Raw genomic sequence first — 16,445 nt, 5'->3', positions numbered from 1 at the left:
TTTCGTCTCCGGCTTCCTTCCCACCCCACCTCACAGTGACGCAGTTGCCATCAACTAGGAGTTAAACCACCTTCCCCTCCAGAGGACTTCCACCTCCAAGCGAATGCCCATGCCGGGCGTACCACGATGGCCTCCCGAGCACCCGGCTCAGGAGGAGGTTTGATGCAGGGTGGGTTTCCGATGGGAGACGGTTGCTTTGGGTCGGGTGGGATCATCACTGAATACTGACAGGGTCCGCTGCGAACCACAGGCGATAGGTCCCAAATAGAGTTTCCTCGCGGCGTTTAGCCCGATCGGTCGACAGCGCGCACAGGAAGGTCGTTGGCCCCTGTGACACTTCGGGTCGGGGTACCGTGCAGCATCTCGCCTGCACCGTCAGCTTTCGAACGGGTCGACCGTCGTGACGCCGGTTCTGAGGAAGCCGTTGCTGTCGCGGGTAGCGACGATCGCGTCGTGGACGCGGGCGATCGCCGCGATCTGTGCATCGGCGGAACCGATCGGGCGCCCGTCACGCTCACGGCCGGCGACGATGTCGCCGTAGTAGTCGGCAGCGGCGATGTCGAACATCAGTGTTCGATCGGCCTGGCTGGTGAATAGATTGTCGGCCATCCGGGAGAGCCTGTCGCGGCGACTCCCCGCAGGCAGCCGGGCAATCCCGTAGCGCACCTCGGCCCGAGTGATTGCCGTGAGGAATAGCGCATGCGGGTCCTGCCGGTTCAGCCACGCCGTTGCGACATCGTGCTTGCTCGTTCCCATCAACACCGCGACGACGTTGGTGTCGAGGATGATCATTCGGCGTCGTCGAAAGTCACCGGTCGTTGAACCTCAGTGCGCCGTGCCGGGAACATCAGGTCGATCTCGTCTTCGGTCAGGTCTGCGTCGTCGGCGAATCGGCGCAACGCTTCGACCAGGTTGATCGTCCGGGGTCCCACGCCGGCCTCGAGTATCGCGCGGGCCTCGGCTTCCATCGACCGACCATGCGCCGCGGCCTGTTCTCGAAGCTTCTGGTGAATCTCGGGATCCAGGTTTCTGACTGTCAGAATTGTCATGACCACCTCCTGCATGCATCGCTTGCACCGAAGTGTACGCGCACTGGCAGGGCATCGCGGCGAGCTGATCGCTCAACCGAGGTGACCGCTGAGCCTGCGGTGGCGTTGTGCGCTGTTGTCGTTGAGGCCCTCGATCGTCACGGTCGTGCCTTTGGCCTGGAATTTGGTGGTGATCGCGTCGAGGGTGGCCACGGTCGAGGCGTCCCAGATATGTGCGGCACTCAGGTCGATGACCACATGGGACACCGCATCGGTGTAGTCGAATTGGTAGATCAGGTCGTTGCTGGAGGCGAAGAACAGTTCGCCGGTCACCGCATACGTGCGGATGTCAGGGTCATCGGAGGGCACCTCGGTCACCTCGGTGAGGTGCGCGACGCGGCGCACGAACAGCACCATCGCGGTGAGTACACCCAGGACCACCCCGATCGCGAGATTGTGGGTGATGACCGTGGCCGCGACCGTCACCACCATCACGGTGGTTTCGCTCTTGGGCATCCGCCGCAGGGTGCGTGGGTCGATGCTGTGCCAGTCCAGGGTGCCGACGGACACCATGATCATCACCGCCACCAACGCCGCCATCGGGATGAGCGCCACCACGTCACCGAGTGCGACCACCAGGATCAGCAGGAACACCCCGGCAAGGAAGGTGGAGATCCGGGTACGGGCACCGGACACCTTGACGTTGATCATCGTCTGCCCGATCATCGCGCACCCGCCCATGCCGCCGAACAGTCCGGTCACCACGTTGGCGACGCCCTGACCGAACCCTTCGCGGGTCTTGTTGGAGTGGGTGTCGGTGATGTCGTCGACGAGCTTGGCCGTCAACAACGATTCGAGCAAGCCGACCAGTGCCATGGCGAGTGCGTACGGGGCGATCACCGACAGCGTGTGCCAGGTGAACGGAACGTCGGGGACGACGAGGGCGGGAAGGCTGTCGGGTAGTTCGCCCTCGTCACCGACATCGGGCACCGATAACCCGGCGACGAGGGTGACCGCTGTGAGCAGCACGATCGCCACCAGCGGCGCGGGCACCACGGTGGTGAGCCGGGGCAGGCCGACGATGATCACGAGACCGGCGGCGACCATCGGATACACCAGCCACGGCACGCCGACGAGGTGGGGAAGTTGCGCGATGAAGATGAGGATCGCCAGGGAGTTGACGAATCCGACCATCACGCTGCGCGGGATGAAACGCATCAGTTTGGCCACGCCGAGCGCACTGAGCAGAATCTGGAACGCCCCGGCCAACGGTACCGTCGCGATCAGGTAGTCCAGGCCGTGATTCTTCACCACGGGTGCCACGACAAGGGCCACCGCACCGGTGGCCGCCGAGATCATCGCCGGCCGGCCCCCGACGATCGCGATGGTCACCGCCATCGTGAACGAGGCGAACAGCCCCACCCGCGGGTCGACGCCGGCGATGATGGAGAACGAGATCGCCTCGGGAATCAGCGCCAGCGCCACCACCAAACCGGCGAGCACCTCGGTCCGCAGGCGCCGCGGCGACCTCAAGGCCGCCAGTACCGATTGTTGTTCAGCGGGCGATACCACAGCGGCCGGCATAGTCGTCAGCTCCATTTCACATGTGCGCAGAAACCTCGCGGAACTCTACTCACCGGAGCGTGTGAGGGCCAACGCGAACTCAGCCGGGAAGGATCTGCGACATCCATTCGTCCCGCGGTGTCTTGCGACGGAACCGCACTCGTTGTGATGGGCCGTCGGGGTCGCCTCGCCAGAATGTGAACTCCCGGGGGATAACCGCGAAACCCGTCCACGTCGACGGCGGTTGCGGGTTCGGATGGCCGGCGTCGAACGCGGCCCACCGTTCGTGGCGGGTGGCCGGTGGCAGCGCTGCGTGCTCGGCGTCGTTGAGCCAGGCGAGTAACTTCAGATATCGCGAACGCGCCTCGTACGCACGGCGCAGCTCAGTGTCGTCGGCGGTCTGCACATCGCCGACGACGCCGAGTTGACGTCCGTCGGCCGGCCATGGGATCGATAGGCACGCCCGCGGTGATGCGGCCAGCTCGGCTACCTTGTCCGAGCGGCTGTCGGTGTGGAAGTACAGGGCGCCGTCGTCGATTTCGGTGAGCAGGACATGCCGGACGCGTGGATAGCCGTCGGTGCCGGTGGTGGCCAGTGCCATCAGCAGCGGTGACGCGCCCTCGGGGCGGCGGGTCCACATCGTCGCCAATGTCACCGGGTCGACAGTCAGGACGTCCTCGGGGGCGCAGTCGACGCCGAAACCGGTTCCGGCAGTGATCATGCGCGCACTCTGCCCGGATCGAAGGTGGCGACTTCACCGAGTGCGGCGACGAGCTCGGTCACTCGATCGTTGAACAGGACCTCGCCGATGGTGGCGGTCGCGCCGGTGGGGTCGCCGACGACACCCGATTCGCTGAAATCGGTGGACAGCCAGCCGAACCGGATCGTCTTGGTGAATCCGACGTGATCGTATCCGGCGACAGTGTCGGCGATCGTGGCGTGCGCGTGGTCCATGTCGACAAGGTCGGGACGCAGGTGCAGCATGATCGACGTCTCGGCCCAGCCGGCATGGATACCGAGGCCGCGTTCGGTGGGGCCGGGCGTGGCCGGTCCCCACGCGAAGAAGGTCTGCAGGCCGAAGCGGCGGCGCAGTTCGCGGGCGGCCACCTCGACCAGTGCGGAGTTGCCGCCGTGCGCGTTGATCACAAGCAGACGCCGCGCGGGCGTGCCCACGATCGAGGCACCGATGTCGACCAGTGTCTCGAAGAATGTCGACGCCCGGGTCCAGATGGTTCCCGGCAACTCGGCGTGCTCATCGGATTTCGTGTACGCCAGCGCCGGCATCAGCCACACGTCGTGCCCGGCCCGCGCACCCGCATCCACCACAGCTGCCGACAACTCCTCGGCCACAACCAGATCGGTGGACATCGGCAGGTGCGGGCCGTGCGGCTCGACCGCACCGGTCGGCAGCACCAGCACCGAATCGCGGCTCAGTGCGGTGCCGACCTCGGCGGTGGTGAGGTCGGCGAAGCGGCGGGTCGCCGAGCTCACATCCACCTCCCCGGGTTCAGCAGTCCTTTCGGATCCGTCTGGGCGGCAAGTGCTTTGACGCGGTCGGCGTCGAGGTCGACGTACCACTGGTGCGGAGAATGCACGGCGATACCGAGTTCGGTGAGCGCGGGCACGCCGTCCATGACCTGCTGCGGGCTGTGGAAGATGCCGTTGGCCATCCCGAACATCTGCCCGTGCCCGGCTTCCAGGTGCACCACACCGCCGTCGTACACCGCCTGCACTTCGTCGAGCTTCTCCACCAGCGCGTCACCCATGCATTCCATATGAAAGTACTTGCCGGGGTACGCCTTTTGTAGCCACCACGTGGGGTGGTTGTACGACAGGGTGGACATCTTGATCGATTGCGCGATCCCGTCGCGGATCGCCTCCACCCGACCACCTGCCGTGGTGATGATGTCGGTGACCTGCTCGACGCAACGGGCGTCGAAGATGCCACGAACACTGGCCCGGCCCTTGACGATCGCCGGATCGTCGGGCAGGGCCGCCGCCATCAGCGGACCGTCGGCCGACAGGATCCGCGGCAACGGTTCCACCTTTGACAGCACCTGTGCGGTGGTGAACGCGTCGTGCTGCTCGGTGAAGCTCGCGTACAGGCATTTCCAGTCCTGCAATGGTTCCAGCCGTACCGTGGCCGAGACGATGATGCCGGCCACTCCATAGGTGTGCACCATCGGCTGGGCGTCGTCGCCTTCGAGGTGGATAAGCTCGGCGTCATCGGTGCCGTACACGACATCGACCGACTCCACGAAACCCTCGTGGTTGCGCCCGTGCACGATCGTCCCGGTACCGGCCGAACCACCGGCGAGGAACCCGCCGAGCGTCGACTGCACCGTCGACGGATACATCCACAGCTGTGACCCGCGATTCCAGGCGGCCTGCTCCAGATTGATCATCCGGGCACCGGCCTGCGCCGAGATCGCCCGGTCGGTGACGGCCGTGATCTCGGTGAGCGAGGTCATGTCCAGCACCAGCCCACCAAACCGGGGCACCACCTGACCGTAGTTTCCGGTGCCCTTGCCGCGGGTCGTGACGGGCACACCGCGGCGGACCGCGGCCCGCACGATCGGGGCCACCACGTCGACGGTCCGTGGATAACAGACCAGGTCCGGCCGCCCGAGGTCCGCCGCCGACAGGATCGGGCTCATGCCCGAACCGTCACGTGAGGCCCGGTCGATCGCGCGCGGCAGGGAACTGATCCCGCGCGGACCGACGATCGGGAGCAGATCGTCGGCCAGCGCGTCGACGTCGTCCGGCCCGAAATCGGGTCGGCCGGCGTCGGTGTGCACACCGAACAGCGGTGCGGTCATCAGGGCATCACCACGGACTTGTCGATGAACTCGTTGGTGGCGATCTTCTCCGGAGTCAGGCCGTCGGCTGCAGGGGAGTTCTGCTTGGCGAAGATCGGGGTGGTGATGTCGATGATGCGCTGCACCCGCTTCTCGTCGAAGCCACCGACGGCACCCATGGCGCTGTTACCGACGAGCTTGAGCTTCTTCATGGTCTCCACGGCGTAGTCGGCGTTGCGCTGGGTGTACACCCAGCCGGTGTCGTACTGCTTGACGGCGTCGAGGATGACCTTGTTGGCCGGGGCCGGGTCGGCGAAGAAGTCCACCACACCCTTCTGCATGACGGGCACGAACTGCTTGAGGCAGTCGGAGTACTTCTCGACGTCCGGTGTGCGCAGGGCGACCGAGGACTTGTAGGTGGGGAAGCCGATGTCGTTGACCAGCTGGTACTTGACCGGCTTCTTCCAGCCTTCGATCTCTTCCTCGTACAGCTGCGGTTCGGAGCTGGCATAACCCTGCTGCGCCTTCTTGCCCTTGGCGGCGACGAAGTTGGCGGGGGTGCCGTCGTAGCTGCCGTCGACCTGGCTCGGGCTGAGGATGCCGGCGCCGGTGACGTAGTCCATCCAGGTGGTGCCCTGGAAGTACAGGACACTGGCTCCGGTGGCCTTGAGGTCGGCGATCTTGGTGACCTGCGGATAGGTGGCCGGATCCCACATGATCATCTGCGGGCTGATGTCGACCGATGCCATCACCGCGGTCGTCGGGAACTGCTTGGAGGTCTGGACGGCCTGGTCGGTGTCGACGTAACCGAGCATGATCGAGGGGTCCTGATACATCGTGGACACCACTGACTGGTTGCCGATCGCAGGACCGCCGGCCCGGATCTCGATGTCGACGCCGGTGTATTCACCGCCGGTGAACAGCGGCCCGACGACCTTCTTGGCGCCGGCGTCGATCTTGGCGTCCGGCCCGAGCAACTGATACAGGTGACCGTGCTCGGATTCGGGTGCCCAGTCGGTCTGCACGACGATCTTGGCGGGGCACACCTTGGACAGGTCGACCTTGCCGACGGTGCCGGTGTAGCCGGATCCGGCGCTGGAGTCGTCGGAGCCGCAGGCCACGGTGGCGGCAGCGACTGTGGCGGCGATGGCGGCCATCCCGACATATCGGGAGACTCGGTGCAGTGGGCGCTTGGCCATGTTTCCTCAAATCGTTTGGGCAGGAACAGATGTCCTGTGTGAGAAACCGGGAGGGGAGTGTTCGGGGTGGAGCTATTTCTGGTACCAGCGGCCGACGACGCGGTTCGACAACCAGCCGAAGAACCAGAAGAAGACGATGCCCAGCAGTGAGGCGAGCACGATGGAGGCGAACAGTTCCGGCGCCTGCAGGCGGGAGCGATAGTTGTCGATCAGCACACCGATACCGGGCTCGCCCTGTTTGAAGAAGAAGTCACCGACGATCGCACCGACCACCGCCAGGCCTGCCGAGATTCTCAGCCCGGCGAAGATCGCGGGCATCGCCGCGGGAAAGTACAACTTGCGCAGCGTCGTCCAGCGGCCCGGTTTGTGCAGAGCGAACAGGTCCTGCAGGCGTGGATCGACCGACTTGAGGCCGAACAGCGTGTTCGACACGATCGGGAACAACGCGATCAGCACACACACGAACACCCGTGCGCCGAACCCGAAACCGAACCAGAAGCCGACCAGCGGAACCAGTGCCAGCACCGGAATACATTGCAGCACCACCGCATACGGAAACAGCGCGTTCTCCAGCTGTTTGGACTGGGCCATCGCCACCGCCCACGTCATACCGATCACCGTCGCCACGATCAGACCGGTCAGGGCGACACCAGCGGTGCGCGCCAGTCCCTGCCACATCTCGTCGGCCTGATCGCCGAGCAGACCGTCGGTGATCACCTCGTGCGGCGGCGGCATCAGGAAGCGCCGGTCGGGGTCGAGAACGCCGTAACTGACCAGGTACCAGGCACCCAGAACCAGCAGGAATACCGCGAACGGTCCGGCCATCTTCTTGACGGCACCGGCGGCCGGTTTCACCTTCTGCGCGAGAACGGCGATATCGGTGGTGGTCGACGGAGCGCCGGGGTCCGGTTCAACCGGATCTTTCGGCGCGGCAGCCTGATCAGTGTGTGTGGTCATGAGTGTGCCTCTCGCAATGCCACCGACACCCGGCCGGCGAGTTCGCTGAATTCGGCCTCGAATCGCAGTTCGGGCGGACGGGGGAAGGGGAACGGAACCTCGAACTCCTCGACGATGGTTCCGGGGCGCCCCGACATCACCAGGACGCGGCTGGACAGGAACACCGCCTCGGACACCGAGTGCGTGATGAACAGCCCCGCGAACGGTCGTGCGGCGAACAGTTCGGTCAACTCCACACCGAGACGCTCGCGGGTGATCTCATCGAGAGCAGCGAACGGCTCATCGAACAGGAACAGTTCGGGTTCCAGCGTCAGCGCCCGCGCCAGCGACACACGCATCCGCATGCCACCCGAAAGCTGGTGCGGCAGATGGTTCTCGAACCCGGTAAGGCCGACCGTTCCGATCGCCTCCTCGGCTCGTTTGCGTCGCTCGGCCTTGCTGACACCGTCGAGTTCGCCGAGCAGTGCCACGTTGTCCAGGACGCTGCGCCACGGCAACAGGGTGGCGTCCTGGAAGACGTAGCCGATGCGCTGGGCGCCGCACTGCAAGTAGCCGCCGGTGATCTTCTCCAGCCCGGCCGACAGCCGCAGCAGCGTCGACTTGCCACATCCCGACGGTCCGACGACGGAGACGAACTCTCCTTCGCGCACAGTCAGATTGACGTCGCTGAGGGCGTGGGTGCCGTTCGGGTAGCGCAGTTCGCAGTGTTCGAAACCGACGAGCGGACGGCCATGAGCCGGCGTGTCCGGGGCCGCTGTGGAATCCGGGGCCGATATTTGGGGGGTGGTCATAACGCCTCCGTGAGGTCGCGGTCGTCATCGGGCAGGGGTCGGGGTTGATCAAGGTCGGTGGACGGAGGCGCATGGCTGCCGAAGGCGATATCGCGGTGGGTCTCGGTACGGGCGACGACGACACCGCCCACGATCACGACCCGGTCGGCGGGTGCGGCGGCGATCACGTCGACGACATCGGTGCCGCGGACAGCGAGGAAGTCCGCGCGGGCCCCGACAACCGGCCCGGCCGGCTCGAGACCGAGCACACGCCGCACATCGCCGGTCACCAGATCGATCGCGTCGTGCGGGCTCTGGTGCGCGGCAACTACACTGAGCGCGGCCGTTTCCAGCGGGTCAGCCCGGCCGAGCGGGTTGAACGGGTCTCGCAGATTGTCGGCACCGGCACACACCTCGACACCACCGGCTCGCAGCGCACCGATCGGCGCGATCGCGCGCTGACCCCGGCCCGGGCCGTCGTGACCTTGCAGGTACAGGTTGGTGATCGGCAACGCGACCACCCCCACATGGGCGGACGCGAGTCTTCCGGTCACGTCGGCCAGCTCGGCCGGCGACAATGTCGACAGGCGGCTGCAGTGGCTCGCAGTACGGATCCGGTCGGCCGGCCACGACGCCACCCGGTCGGCATAGGCGTTGATCGTCAGGTGGTCGCCCTGCAGGAACTCGTCGATGTGCATGTCAGTCCCGACACCGCGGGCTTCGGCGATGTCGAGCAGCCGGTGCAGGTCGGTGAGCGGATCGTCGGCCAGATGTGGTGCACCCCCGACCAGGTCGGCCCCCGCGTCGAGCGCGGCGTGGACGACATCGTCGGCGACGGTCGATGCGGGCAGGAAGACGATCTGGATGGCGATCAGCCCGGCGAGTTCGTCGCGGACCCGGTTGATCGCGCGCACCGCACGTGTGGGGTCATCGGGGGCCGCGGCGTTGACGTGCGTGCGGATCGCCGTGTACCCGTTGCCGAGCATCATCAGCGCTGCGCGACGGGCGCGGTGTTCGTAGGATTCCTCGGTGAAATGGGCGGCACCTTCGGTCCACGTCGCGATCGCCGCACGCAGGTCACCGAGGGGTGGGTGCAGTTCGTTCCAGCTCAGCGCCTTGTCGAGATGGGCGTGCGGTTCGGCGGCCGCACCGAACAGCACATGATCGGGCAAGGTGAGCCAATCCGATTCCGCGCGTTGGTCTTCCGGAGTTCGCGAAGCGGCACCGATGCGGGCCACGCGCACACCCGAATCACCCGGAGGGGTCAGGTCGAGGTCGACGAGCGACCCGTCACCGAGGCGTGCGGTGATCCCACGCAGGGGAGCTGAACCGAGCGGCATGGATTCCTCAGAATGGTCGGGAAAGACAATGATGGATCGGGCGGTCGAAGACGTTCGGACATCGGGAGGTTCGTCGTGGCTGGTCGACGAGGCACTGACCAAATGTTGATGAGGTCAACATCGGCAACGATAGGGACACTCGATTTCCATCGTGTTACCGCTGTGCTTCGCATTGCGTTCCCTTCGTTTCGGCTTGCACCGTGGTAGTCGTTGACTCAGCAACAAACACCGGGGGGTCCACGCGCAAGCCCTCACACTGGAAGTGAGGCCTCGCACCGTGACGCAATCCACCACCGACCAGGCACACAAGGCCGTCGGAGCCGAGATCCGTCGCGCCCGGCTCGCACAGGGGCGGACTCTCAAGACCCTCGCCGCGGACGCGGGGATATCGCATCCGTTCCTGTCACAACTCGAACGCGGACTGGCCCGGCCGAGCATGGCAACACTGGACCGCATAGCCAAAGCGCTGGGCACCACACAGGTCAACCTGATGCTCGCCGCGCAAACCCCGGCGTCACCTGCCACACACGTCGGCGACGTTCCCGACGGTGTACAGGTCGTCCGCGCCGACGAGGGGCTGGTGATCCCGCAGACGAGTGAGCATGAGCACGAAGGTTTCTCGCGTCTGCTCGTCGCGGGCGCCGCGGCCTTCTACCCGCAGGAACAGGTGATCAGCCGCACCGAATTCGACAACTTCTATCGCCACGAACAAGACGAATGGGTACATGTCATCTCCGGATCGATCCAGATCGATCTCGGCGGTGAACGCACCGTCGAATTGCACGCCGGCGACAGCCTCTACTATCGTGGCGGCATTCCGCATCGATGGCGTGCGTCCGGAGACCGGCCGGCCCGATTGATCGTGGTTCAGGCCGGATAGCCCGCCCGAGGCCACCGCGGAATCGAGGTTCCCTGGCTGGGCACCGACAAGGGGCTGACCTTTCCTCCCGCGAAAGGTGCCCGCCATGTCCGACTCCACAACAACCAGAACGATTGCCGTACAAGTTGATTCGCGACGGTCGCTCACCGAGAACATCGATGAGTTCACACTGACCCCGGTGAGTGGGGACGCGCTGCCCGCCTGGACCGCGGGCTCACATATCGACCTGGCCACCCCCGGCGGAATCGTCCGCCAATACTCGCTGTGCTCGTCCGCCGACGATCTGAGCAACTACCGTGTCGCGGTGGAACGCCGCCCCGACAGCCGCGGCGGTTCGGCATCGATCCACTCCGGCCTCAACGTCGGCGACACGACCGACATCGGCGCACCGCGCAATCACTTTCCGCTCACCCGGGCGCTGGAGTACGTATTCATCGCCGGCGGCGTCGGCATCACCCCGATCCTGGCGCTGATCGAAGCCGTCGAACGTGTCGGCCGGCCGTGGCGGCTAATCTACTCGGGCCGGACCGCAGACGAGATGGCCTACTGCGGCGAACTATCGGAGCAGTACACCGATCGCGTCGCCATCCAGGAGACGTCGACGGCCGGGCGGGTCGACTTCACCGAGGCACTCGCGGATCTGCCGCGCGGCACCGCGGTCTACGTGTGCGGACCACCCGCGATGGTCGAGGACGTGACCACCGCCTGTGCCGACCTGCCCGCTGTCGACGTGTTCTCGGAAAAATTCGTCGCCGCCGACGGCCAGACCCTGACCAACACACCATTCCAGATCGACCTCGCGATGTCGGGGCTGACCACCGTGGTGCCGGCCGATCGGACGATTCTCGACGTCCTCGACGACGCCGGCGTGATCACCGTCTCGTCGTGCCGCGACGGGATCTGCGGCACCTGCGAAGTGGGGGTGGTCAGCGGCGAGGTCGACCACCGGGACACCGTCCTGACCCCGGAGGAACGGGCCGAGAACGAATCCATGATGATCTGCGTATCCCGTTGCACCAGTGGACGACTGGTGCTGGAGCTGTGACCTCGGTGCTGATCGAGGGTGCCACCGTCGTCGTCGACGCGACGACGGTGAGCAATGCACCGCTCTACGTCGCCGACGGATGTATCGGCGCCGAGTCACCGGGCCGGCCGGACGAGGTCGTCGACGCGTCTGACTGCGTGGTCACCGCCGGCCTGATCAACGCACATCATCACCTGCTGCAGAGTGCCTTCCGTACCCTGCCGGGTACCCGGTTCGCCGTGATGAGTGACTGGCTGCGGCAGATGTCGGCGGCGTACGGGTGTCTTCGGGTCGATCCGGAACTCGCCGCCGCCGCGGCCCGGGTGGGACTGGCCGAGTCCCTACTGTGCGGTGTGACCACCGTCGCCGACCACCACCTCACCTGGCCGGCCGGTATCGACCCCGTCGAACTGGCCGGAGCGACCATCGACTCGGCGGCGAGCTCGGGAGCACGGCTGGTCTTCGTCCGGGGCACTGCCCGCGACGATCCGGTCACGGCTGCCCAGTCGATCGCGGGGATCCACGACACCTATCTGGCCGGCGCCGTCGATGGCGTCAGCGACGACGGCCGGTTGCAGCTGGCAGTCGGCCCGTCCGGTGTCCATGCGGACGGCCCCGAGACTTTCACCGCACTGCGGGAGGTCGCCACCGCACTCGGGTTGCGGCGCAGGACGCAGGCCAACGAGCAGGTCGACGTCGCCATCGCCGCCGAACGGTACGGACGAAGACCCCTGGAGCTACTCGACGACTGGGGCTGGCTCGAACCGGATGTCACCATCGCGCACTTGTGCGAGGTCACCGCCGGCGAGATCGAACTGCTCGCCGCCCGCAGGGTGACGGCCACCCACGCACCCGGCTGCGACATCCCGATGGGCTGGGGTATCGCCCCGGTCGCGGCCCTGTTGCGGTCAGGTGTGCCGGTGGGGATGGGCACGAGCGGTGGCGGCAGCAACGACGCAGGTCACCTGCTCGCGGACGCCCGGCTGGCGATGCAGGTATCCGGACTCACCGGCGACCCGGTCACCGGCCGGACCCTGCTGACCATGTGTACCGAAGGGTCGGCACAAGGCCTGGGCCGCAGCGACATCGGGCATCTACGGCCGGGTGCTGCCGCGGACCTGTGCATCTGGGATTGCGGCGACGTCTTCGACGCCGGCGTCGCCGACCCTGTCGAGGGCCTGTTGTGGGCCGCGCCCGGCCGGCGGCCACGCGATGTGATGGTCGCAGGCCGGTGGGTGGTTCGCGACGGTCGACTGCTGACCGACGATTCGCGTGCCGCCGCGCGATCATTGACCGAACTGATCGCCGCCCGCTCCGATTGACCGCCTGGTATCCACCCACGCCGGCCAGGCACCGGTGATGATGAATGAATGGCCCATAAGACACAGGATCTGAGCCGCTGGGCTTTGCTCAGTATCGCCGCGGCGGCACTCACCATCGCACTGAAGACGACGGCGTGGCTCGTCACCGGTTCGGTGGGTCTGCTCTCGGATGCGGCCGAGTCGGTGGTCAATCTCGTCGCCGCGGTGGTCGCATTCGTGGCGCTCAAAGTAGCTGCCCGTCCCGCCGACGCGAACCACAACTTCGGTCACCAGAAGAGCGAGTACTTCTCGGCGATCATCGAAGGCACCTGCATCGCGATCGCCGCCGTCGTCATCATCATCAGCGCCGTCGAGCGCCTGCTCAACCCCAAAGACATCGAGTCGGCAGGCATCGGCCTGCTGGTCTCGGTGATCGCGAGCATGATCAACGGCGCCGTCGCGCTGGCCCTGATCCGGGCCGGCCGCCGACACCGATCGGTAACACTGGAGGCCGACGGCAAACACCTGGCCACCGACGTGTGGACCACCGCTGGAATCCTGATCGCCATCGCGCTGGTGGCGATCACCGGCTGGAACATTCTCGACCCGATCGTGGCGATCGCCGTGGCCGTCAACATCCTGTTCGTCGGCGGGGGACTGGTCGGCCGAGCGGCGGCGGGCCTCATGGACACCGCGCTACCCGACGAACAGCGCACCGCGATCGACACCGTTCTCGGCGAGTTCAGCACACCCGACGTCATGTTCCACGATGTGCGAACCCGGGAGTCGGGCCACATCCGGTTCGTTCAGATGCACATGCTTGTGCCCGGCGACTGGTCGGTGCAGCGGGCCCACGACCTGGCCGAGCGGGTCGAGTCACATCTGGAAGCCGCCGTCGACGACCTGTTCCCGACGATCCACATCGAGCCGATCGGCGACCCCCGCGCCTACGAGGACTGGCGGTTGGAGGAGACCATCTGAAATTCTGTCGCCGTCGGCCAAGAGCTCTACGCTCGACCCATGACATCGACGCTCGCCGGGCTCGCCGACACCGCTGCCGCCCTCGACGCCGCAGACCCACTGCGCGACTATCGTTGCCGCTTTCTGCGTCATGACGATCCCGGGATCGTCGCCTACCTCGACGGCAATTCGCTCGGCCGGCCTTTGGCGGCGTCGGCGCAGCGACTGGCGGCGTTCGTCACCGACGAATGGGCCGGCAGGCTGATCCGCGGCTGGGATGAGAGCTGGTACGAGTTGCCGTTGACCATCGGTGACCGGCTGGGCGAGGTCGTTCTCGGAGCGGCCGCCGGTCAGACGACGATCGGCGATTCGACGACGGTCCTGCTGTACAAACTCGCCTGCGGCGCGCTCAATCTGCGGCCCGGCTGTACCGAGATCGTCCTGGACCGGGAGAACTTTCCCACCGACCGCTATCTGATCGAGTCGATCGCCGCCGACCGCGGACTGACGCTGCGCTGGATCGACGTCGAGCTCGCCGGCGGAGTCACCACAGACGATCTGGCCGCGGTGGTCAGCGAGCGCACGGCGCTGGTAGTGCTCAGTCACGTCGCCTACCGTTCCGGATACCTGATCGACGTGCCCGCAGCCGTCGACGTCATCCACGACGCCGGGGCACTCCTGTTGCTCGACCTGTGCCATTCGGCAGGATCGGTGGAGGTCGACCTCGACGGATGGGGTGTCGACTTCGCCGCCGGATGCACCTACAAGTACCTCAACGGCGGACCCGGATCACCTGCGTTCGCCTATGTCGCCGCCCGTCACCTCGACGAGTTCCGGCAGCCGATCTGGGGCTGGATGGGACGGCACAATCCGTTCGAGATGGAACAGGGATACGTTCCGGCCAAAGGAATCCGCCGCGTCATCAGTGGAACCCCGGCGATCATCGGGATGCTGCCGATCCAGGACTCGATCGACTTGATCGCCGAAACCGGGATGCCCGCCATACGGGAGAAATCCGTGGCACTGACCGAATTCGCCGTTCAGTCCGTCGACGCCGTCCTCAACGGCCGGGGCGTGGTCGTGTCATCGCCCCGCGACCCGGAGCGCAGGGGCGGGCACATCACGATCGACCACCCCGACTTCAAAGCCGTCACCGCCGCACTATGGGCACAGGGCGTCATCCCCGACTTCCGGCGCCCCGACGGCATCCGGCTCGGACTCAGCCCGCTCAGCACCTCGTTCGCCGAGGTCCTCGCCGGGGTGTCAGCCGTCGCCGCACAACTCGGGGACTGAATCACACCGGTCTGTCCAGCTGGGCATATAGCGGATTGCGGGCGGCCGCGCCCCGATTCTCCTGCCCGGCCGCCGCGATGTAGCGTTGCGAGGTCTCGGCGGATTCGTGTCCGAGGAGAGTGCGCAGCTGATACGGATTGATTCCGGTATCTGCGAGCACGGTGGCGTAGGTGTGCCGCAATGAATGCAGCAACGCGCCGGGTTTGGTCGGGACCGCCGCACGTTTGAACAGCCGTCCGATCCGCGCCTGCAGGGTGCCGACGGTGATCCGTTCGCCGTCGGCACCTACGAACAACGGATCATCCGGAGGGAACCGGTCGATCGCGTCACGCCGGGCGGACGAACGGGTCCTGAACACCTGCGTCCGCGAATGCAGATACGTCTCGATGATCGTGAGCAGTTCGGGCTCGAACGGGATGGAACGGTCCTTGCTCCCTTTACCGCGCACATGCAGCACCGGCCCCTGCTCGGTGTGCCGGATGCTGTTGATGTTCAGGCTGATCAGTTCGGCCTCACGCACCCCAGTGAGTACTCCGACTGCCACGACGGCGTGCTCGAGTTCGGGCCAGCTACGGGGCGGATTGTTCTCCTGCCACGCGGCGTCGATCAGTTTCCCGATCTCCTCGGCGGTCAACGACTTGGGGTGGTGACGTTCGGGCCTGCGCCGCTCGACGGTCCGCATCGGGTTGATCCGATTCAGGTAGTCGTTGTCGATCAGCCAGTCGCACAACTGATTCCACGTCGACCAGCACCGCAGGTAGCTGTTGGAGCGGTGAGTGTCAGCATAGTCGCTGAACGCGCGCTGAATGGAACGCTTGGTCACCTGCCGGATTTCGAGTACCGACAGGTCCTCGGAACCGCCGAGGATCGCGGTCGCGATGGAATCGAAGTCCTGCCGGAGCGCACGCAGAGTGTGCGGGGAGCGGCCCATCCGTGTCCGCGACTGCATGAACTCCTCGAACCACTCGGGCCGGTCGGTGTCCCGGCGTTCGGTCGAGGGCACCCGGCGCGGTTCGGTCATGTCACACGGTTCGGACATGGTTCACAGCCCGGCCTTGGCGCAGAGGGTTCGGTCATGACGCATGAGGGTAGCCACCCGCTACGACAAACCGCGGACACGGCCGCCGCACTCCCTGTACAGGGATTTACACCCGCTGCTGCGCCAGGACTCCACGACCGAATTCGTGCAGGCCATCAGACTGTCGATGGACATAGTCGGCTGCAAGGGCGGTCGCTGCCGCCCGCAGCGTTCGCCGCTGTCACCGAAGATCGCGGCACAGGTCACCAAGGCCACCCACAACGCCGTTGCGGCCGGGTACAACTGAGCACAGG

At 66.1% G+C, this 16,445-nt stretch carries 17 protein-coding genes; 6 read left to right on the top strand and 11 right to left on the bottom strand.

The features are described 5' to 3' along the window. Positions 1 to 375: 375 nt before the first annotated feature. From KDB67_RS07770 to KDB67_RS07725, 10 genes are all read right to left on the bottom strand, one after another. Positions 376 to 792 carry a type II toxin-antitoxin system VapC family toxin gene (locus tag KDB67_RS07770; protein ID WP_291014441.1) on the bottom strand — a complete coding sequence of 139 codons (417 nt, stop codon included), beginning with the start codon at positions 790 to 792 and terminating at the stop codon, positions 376 to 378. Then, a complete protein-coding gene (locus KDB67_RS07765) occupies positions 789 to 1,049 on the bottom strand; it encodes a hypothetical protein (RefSeq protein ID WP_291014438.1) in 261 nt (86 codons plus the stop codon). The genes KDB67_RS07770 and KDB67_RS07765 overlap by 4 nt, the downstream gene beginning before the upstream one ends. Positions 1,050 to 1,121: 72 nt before the next feature. Then, positions 1,122 to 2,612 carry a SulP family inorganic anion transporter gene (locus KDB67_RS07760; RefSeq protein WP_291014436.1) on the bottom strand — a complete coding sequence of 497 codons (1,491 nt, stop codon included), beginning with the start codon at positions 2,610 to 2,612 and terminating at the stop codon, positions 1,122 to 1,124. A 79-nt stretch (positions 2,613 to 2,691) separates the two neighbouring features. Next, positions 2,692 to 3,312, bottom strand: a complete 621-nt coding sequence (locus KDB67_RS07755; RefSeq protein WP_291014434.1) for a pyridoxamine 5'-phosphate oxidase family protein — start codon at positions 3,310 to 3,312, stop codon at positions 2,692 to 2,694. Then, positions 3,309 to 4,082: a creatininase family protein gene (locus KDB67_RS07750; RefSeq protein ID WP_291014432.1), complete on the bottom strand. Its 774-nt coding sequence runs from the start codon at positions 4,080 to 4,082 to the stop codon at positions 3,309 to 3,311. The genes KDB67_RS07755 and KDB67_RS07750 overlap by 4 nt, the downstream gene beginning before the upstream one ends. Next, positions 4,079 to 5,410 carry an FAD-binding oxidoreductase gene (locus tag KDB67_RS07745; protein WP_291014430.1) on the bottom strand — a complete coding sequence of 444 codons (1,332 nt, stop codon included), beginning with the start codon at positions 5,408 to 5,410 and terminating at the stop codon, positions 4,079 to 4,081. The genes KDB67_RS07750 and KDB67_RS07745 overlap by 4 nt, the downstream gene beginning before the upstream one ends. Beyond that, positions 5,410 to 6,588 (bottom strand): ABC transporter substrate-binding protein, encoded by a 1,179-nt coding sequence (locus KDB67_RS07740; protein ID WP_291014427.1) that lies wholly within the window; start codon positions 6,586 to 6,588, stop codon positions 5,410 to 5,412. Before KDB67_RS07740 ends, KDB67_RS07745 begins: the two co-directional genes overlap by 1 nt. 72 nt (positions 6,589 to 6,660) lie before the next feature. Then, a complete protein-coding gene (locus KDB67_RS07735; RefSeq protein ID WP_291014453.1) occupies positions 6,661 to 7,413 on the bottom strand; it encodes an ABC transporter permease in 753 nt (250 codons plus the stop codon). A 128-nt stretch (positions 7,414 to 7,541) separates the two neighbouring features. Next, positions 7,542 to 8,336, bottom strand: a complete 795-nt coding sequence (locus KDB67_RS07730; protein WP_291014425.1) for an ABC transporter ATP-binding protein — start codon at positions 8,334 to 8,336, stop codon at positions 7,542 to 7,544. Then, entirely contained in the window at positions 8,333 to 9,655 is a 1,323-nt protein-coding gene (locus KDB67_RS07725) for a cytosine deaminase (RefSeq protein WP_291014423.1), read from the bottom strand. Before KDB67_RS07725 ends, KDB67_RS07730 begins: the two co-directional genes overlap by 4 nt. Positions 9,656 to 9,932: 277 nt before the next feature. Here KDB67_RS07725 and KDB67_RS07720 point away from each other — a divergent pair, with 277 nt between their 5' ends. From KDB67_RS07720 to KDB67_RS07700, 5 genes are all read left to right on the top strand, one after another. Then, positions 9,933 to 10,535 carry an XRE family transcriptional regulator gene (locus KDB67_RS07720; protein WP_291014421.1) on the top strand — a complete coding sequence of 201 codons (603 nt, stop codon included), beginning with the start codon at positions 9,933 to 9,935 and terminating at the stop codon, positions 10,533 to 10,535. A gap of 85 nt (positions 10,536 to 10,620) precedes the next feature. Next, on the top strand, positions 10,621 to 11,580 hold the full coding sequence (locus KDB67_RS07715) for a PDR/VanB family oxidoreductase (protein ID WP_291014417.1): 960 nt from the start codon (positions 10,621 to 10,623) through the stop codon (positions 11,578 to 11,580). After that, a complete protein-coding gene (locus tag KDB67_RS07710) occupies positions 11,577 to 12,881 on the top strand; it encodes an amidohydrolase family protein (RefSeq protein ID WP_291014414.1) in 1,305 nt (434 codons plus the stop codon). The genes KDB67_RS07715 and KDB67_RS07710 overlap by 4 nt, the downstream gene beginning before the upstream one ends. Positions 12,882 to 12,929: 48 nt before the next feature. Continuing rightward, on the top strand, positions 12,930 to 13,841 hold the full coding sequence (locus KDB67_RS07705) for a cation diffusion facilitator family transporter (RefSeq protein WP_291014411.1): 912 nt from the start codon (positions 12,930 to 12,932) through the stop codon (positions 13,839 to 13,841). A 39-nt stretch (positions 13,842 to 13,880) separates the two neighbouring features. Further along, positions 13,881 to 15,113, top strand: coding sequence for an aminotransferase class V-fold PLP-dependent enzyme (locus tag KDB67_RS07700; RefSeq protein ID WP_291014407.1), 1,233 nt, complete (start codon positions 13,881 to 13,883; stop codon positions 15,111 to 15,113). 1 nt (position 15,114) lies between these two features. Here KDB67_RS07700 and KDB67_RS07695 read toward each other — a convergent pair whose 3' ends face one another. Beyond that, complete coding sequence (locus KDB67_RS07695; RefSeq protein WP_291014404.1) at positions 15,115 to 16,134, bottom strand: tyrosine-type recombinase/integrase; 1,020 nt, start codon at positions 16,132 to 16,134, stop codon at positions 15,115 to 15,117. 61 nt (positions 16,135 to 16,195) lie between these two features. On the opposite strand from KDB67_RS07695, the gene KDB67_RS07690 reads away from it, so the two are divergent. After that, positions 16,196 to 16,438, top strand: a complete 243-nt coding sequence (locus tag KDB67_RS07690; protein ID WP_291014401.1) for a hypothetical protein — start codon at positions 16,196 to 16,198, stop codon at positions 16,436 to 16,438. Positions 16,439 to 16,445: the final 7 nt, after the last annotated feature.

It is taken from the genome of Gordonia sp. (in: high G+C Gram-positive bacteria), assembly GCF_020438995.1.
In the GTDB taxonomy this organism is placed as follows: domain Bacteria; phylum Actinomycetota; class Actinomycetes; order Mycobacteriales; family Mycobacteriaceae; genus Gordonia.
The sequence above is the reverse complement of the archived record's forward strand: the minus strand, read 5'-3'. Positions and strand labels throughout refer to the sequence as shown.